Below are 4,885 nucleotides of genomic sequence, written 5' to 3' on the forward strand. Positions count from 1 at the left end.
CATGTAGACGGGAAATGATAATCCATGTTCGATACCGATATCGGCAATTAACGAAATGAAAAAACCGATGGCCAAACTGCCGATGATTGTGGCGAGAATGACCCAAGGCAGTGAAAGGGACACGACACCAGCCCCACCGATGGCAAAGGTGGCAAGGACGACAACCATCCCAACCCACATAAAGGAATATCCCAGTTTTGTAATATTTCGGTCTTTTTGCTTAATGGGCAGCAAATCAGGAGATTTTAAATGGCTTCTTTTCATATGAACACTCCATTTCGGTTAATGATTTTAAACGTTTATCAACCAATACATTCTTTTAAAAAGGAGCAACTGCTTATTTCTAAGCAATTGCCGGAGGTGTTCAAGAGAGTGGGCTTGGATCTATTGCTAGATAGATAAGGTTTGATTAGACGTTACGGTAGAATGGGTATTGTATTTCGCTCTCTTTAAATACTGGCCCTTCCCTGGCGTACCGACAAATTGCTTGTCGCGGATGACGAACTCGCCGCGGACTAAAACAGATACGGGTTCACCGGTTACTTTCATTCCTTCAAATGCGTTGTAGTCAACTGCCATGTGATGCGTTTCTGCCGATATGACCCGCTCGATAGTTGGGTCGAAAATCACCAAATCAGCATCAGCCCCAACAGAGATGGTTCCTTTTTTCGGGAACAAACCAAACAGCTTGGCAATCCTCGTTGAGGTGATATCGACAAACTGGTTTAAGGTGATTCTTCCCTTTTTCACCCCCTCGGAGAATAAAATCGTCAGGCGGTCTTCAATGATCGGTCCGCCATTCGGGATTTTGGTAAAATCCCCTCTTCCTAAGTCCTTTTGTCCTTTAAAATCAAAGGAGCATTGGTCAGAGCCGAGAGTTTGCAGCTGCCCGCTCTTTAAGGCATTCCAAAGCACCTCTTGATTCCATTTCTCACGCAACGGCGGTGACCAAACATATTTGGCGCCTTCAAAGTTTGGCTTCTCCAAATAGCTTTGATCGAGAACAAGATATTGCGGACATGTTTCCCCCCATACGTTATAGCCTTTGCTGCGAGCTTCAGCAATTTTTTCCACGGCATCTGCACAGGAAACGTGAACCACATATAATTGGGAGTTTGCTAGACCAGTAAATCTGGCAGCCCGCCCGGTTGCCTCACCTTCTAATTCAGGAGGTCTTGTCAACGCATGATAAATCGGATCCGTATTTCCATCTGCCAGCGCTTTTTTCGTTAAATAGTCAATAACGTCGCCATTTTCAGCATGGACCATGACTAACGCACCAAGATCTTTTGCGGTGACCAGTGTTTTGAATAACGTTTCATCATCAGCTTGGAAGACATTTTTGTAAGCCATAAATACTTTAAACGAGGTAATTCCTTCTTCTTGGATCACCTGAGGCAGTTCGCCAAGGACGTCTTCATTGATTTCAGATATCATTAAATGGAAGCCATAATCAATGACGGCTTTATCCTTAGATTTGGTATGCCAAGTTTGAATGGCATTTTTTAAGGGCTCGCCTTTATTGGTTAAACAAAAATCTATAATGGAGGTGGTTCCTCCAAAAGCTGCAGCAATTGTGCCGGTTTCAAAGTCATCCTTCGTAACTGTACCGCCAAAAGGCATATCTAAATGGGTATGGGGATCAATTCCGCCTGGAAAAACGAGACAGCCCTTGGCATCGATTACTTCTGCTCCAATCGCAGAAAGCTGTGCCCCAATTTGTGCTATTTTTCCATCCTCTATTAATAGTTCCCCTTGAAAAGTATCTGTAGCTGTTATGATGGTTCCATTTTTAATCAATTTTTTCATCTGATTTTACCCTCCCATTTAGTTACTTTGTTACATCTGCCTTGCATTCAGCGGCAACACTTAAAGCTGCCTGTCGCTCGTTCCATGTCATTGCCGGCAACTCTTTTGGTGCTTCAATCATATCTATTGCCCCGTCAACCGGGCAGACAATCGAACATAAATTACAGCCGACACAATCTTCTTCACGAACCTTTAGATATTTTTTTCCTGAAGCATCTGTCAGCATATCGATACATTGATGGGATGTATCCTCACAAGCGATGTGACATTTATTGCAGTTTATGCACACATCCGTATTTATTTTTGCGACAATATTGTAGTTTAGATCGAGGTTACCCCAATCAGAGTATTTCGGTACGGATTTGCCGATGAGATCAGACACAGCAGCAATTCCCTTACTGTCAAGATAGTTGCTGAGTCCCTCTATCATATCCTCGACAATACGGAAGCCATGGTGCATCGCGGCAGTACACACTTGGACCCCGGTCGCTCCCATCAGCATAAACTCTACGGCATCCTGCCAATTGGAAATACCGCCTATACCTGAAATGGGGACGTTGATGTGGGGATGTCTGGCACACTCAGCAACCATATTCAAGGCAATCGGCTTTACTGCCGGTCCGCAATAGCCTCCGTGTGCTCCTTTTCCGGCAACATGTGGAATGGTATTCCACGTTTCAAGATCCACTCCCATTAAACTATTTATCGTGTTAATCATACTGATCGCATCGGCACCGCCATTGCAGGCCGCTTCTGCTGTAGCCGTAATATCAGTGATATTTGGGGTTAATTTGACAATGACCGGTGTTCTGGCTACTTCTTTGACCCAGTAGGTTTGTTTTTCAACAAGTGCCGGGACCTGCCCAGATGCCGAACCCATACCCCGTTCAGCCATTCCGTGCGGGCAGCCGAAATTTAATTCAAGTCCATCGACTCCAACATCCTCTACCCGCTTCACAATTTCATGCCATTTCTCCTGATTTGGCTCTACCATTAAAGAAGCGATCACAGCATGATTTGGGAATCTTTTTTTCGTTTCATAGATTTCCTTTAAATTGACCTCAAGCGGCCGGTCCGTAATCAGTTCAATATTATTAAAACCCGCAACCCTTTGCCCGTTAAAACTGATTGCTGCAAACCTGGAAGAAACATTGAGAATCGGATCGCCTAATGTTTTCCAAACAGCTCCTCCCCATCCTGCTTCAAATGCCCGCTGCACTTGGTACCCAGAGTTGGTTGGAGGTGCCGATGCGAGCCAGAATGGATTTGGAGACTTTATTCCTGCCAGATTAATCCGTAAATCAGCCATCTAATTTCCCCCTTAGAAAAAGTCTATTTAACTAGAGCAATCTTACGCTTCAACAGCTGAAAACTGCTTATGAATCGTATGGGCTACCTCTTTCCCTTGCTGGGCTGCGGTCACCACCATGGCTTCTCCTTTTCCTTTTCCAAAAATGACATCTCCACAAGCGTAGACCTTCGGATTCGAAGTTTGTTTTGTCTCTTGATCCACTTTGACAACACCACCATCGTGTTCAAGGGAGAATTGCTGAATCAGATCAAGATGTCTTGTTTGTCCGATAGCTTTGATCACCGCGTCAACCGGGATGACATATTCAGAGCCTTCAACAGCAATCGGCCGGCGGCGACCATCCATTTCAGGTTCACCCAGCGCCATTTTAACGCATTCAATTCCGGTAACCTTCCCATTTTCACCTATGATTCGATTAGGTGCGGTCAGCCAGCGAAATTCAACGCCATCCATCTTGGCAAATTCATATTCAAAATCATAAGCAGTCATTTCTTCGGCAGTTCGGCGATAAAGAATTTTGACGTTTTCGGCACCTAGACGGATCGAACAAGTGGCACCATCGATTGCCGTATTCCCAGCGCCAATCACGACCACCCGTTTTCCGAGGAAGTCTTGTGCAATCTGCCCATCCTTTGTCGATTTAACAAATTCAATCGCATCATGAACACCATCCAACTCCTCACCTTCAATACCAAGATTCGGAACGTGGCTCATACCTACCGCTAAGACAATGCGGTCAAATTGATCTAATAATTCTTGTGCTGTAATATCTTTTCCAACTACAATGTTGGTGCGAATGTTGACATTTAATTTTTCGACCTGCTCCACTTCCCAATAGGAAATTCGTTGCGGCAGACGGAATGATACGATACCGTAAGTATTTAGGCCACCCGCTTTGGAGGCTGCTTCAAAAATGGTGACATCATAGCCTAATCTGGCCAGCTCACGGGCAGCTGATATTCCTGCAGGACCGCCACCAATCACGGCTATTTTTTGACCATTGGAGGTTCCAGGATTAAAAAGGGGTTGCTGATTTTGAATGGCCCAATCTGTGGCATATCGTTGCAGATTGCCAATCATAATCGGTTTTGTTGAATGATTGAGGACACATGCTCCCTCACATAGTTCTTCCGTTGGACAAACTCTTGCACAGCTTGCACCAACCGGATTGGAAGTCATGATTGTTTTAGCAGATCCGAGTAGATTTCCAGAAGCAATTTTTTTAATAAAGGTAGGAATGTCAATACCTGTTGGGCAGGCTTTTATGCATGGGGCATCATAACAGTAGAGGCAGCGATTGGCTTCTTCCAATGCTTCACGATTGGTAAGACCAGGTTCAACCTCTTGGAAGTTCTGTTCGAGGTCTGTTAAGGAAATACGTTGCTTTTTTTCAATAGCCAAATAAAGCCCTCCTTTTTATAAATGGACCACACCATTACGTAAATGTAAGCGCTTTAGTTACTTTAGCCTCCTTTATTTAATTAGCTGAATATTCTGTACCATAATCTATTTTACAAAGTGAATCTCGTCTTTACACCATACAACTTGTAAAATGAAACGGGCTTTTGATTACTCAGTATGTAAAATGAATAACTCAGCACGGAAACCTGTACAATTTCAATCTAACATATGCAAATTGCGAAAATTGTAAAAATTCCAGATGTGTTTTTTAAAAAATAGCTATGTTAAACGACATTGTTGATTTTTTGTACCCTGTTGATTGGAGCGGAAGGCACGAAGACTCCTGTGGGAGTACGGTTCTGG

Annotated in this window: 4 protein-coding genes; all 4 read right to left on the reverse strand. The window is 43.9% G+C overall.

Annotated elements, in window-relative coordinates; all coding sequences use genetic code 11:
• Positions 1–264: cytosine permease (locus V7083_RS01865; protein WP_335474772.1), on the reverse strand; the 264-nt coding region annotated here is incomplete at its 3' end.
• Positions 265–390: 126 nt separating this feature from the next.
• Positions 391–1,809: a dihydropyrimidinase gene (hydA, locus tag V7083_RS01870; RefSeq protein ID WP_335474775.1), complete on the reverse strand. Its 1,419-nt coding sequence runs from the start codon at positions 1,807–1,809 to the stop codon at positions 391–393.
• A gap of 22 nt (positions 1,810–1,831) precedes the next feature.
• The gene (gene preA / locus V7083_RS01875) at positions 1,832–3,118 is read right to left on the reverse strand and encodes an NAD-dependent dihydropyrimidine dehydrogenase subunit PreA (RefSeq protein ID WP_335474777.1); all 1,287 of its coding nucleotides are present in this window, start codon (positions 3,116–3,118) and stop codon (positions 1,832–1,834) included.
• A gap of 42 nt (positions 3,119–3,160) precedes the next feature.
• Positions 3,161–4,522: an NAD(P)-dependent oxidoreductase gene (locus V7083_RS01880; RefSeq protein WP_335474778.1), complete on the reverse strand. Its 1,362-nt coding sequence runs from the start codon at positions 4,520–4,522 to the stop codon at positions 3,161–3,163.
• Positions 4,523–4,885 lie beyond the last annotated feature (363 nt).

The organism is Bacillus sp. JJ1764 (assembly GCF_036962145.1).
In the GTDB taxonomy this organism is placed as follows: Bacteria; Bacillota; Bacilli; order Bacillales; family Cytobacillaceae; genus Neobacillus.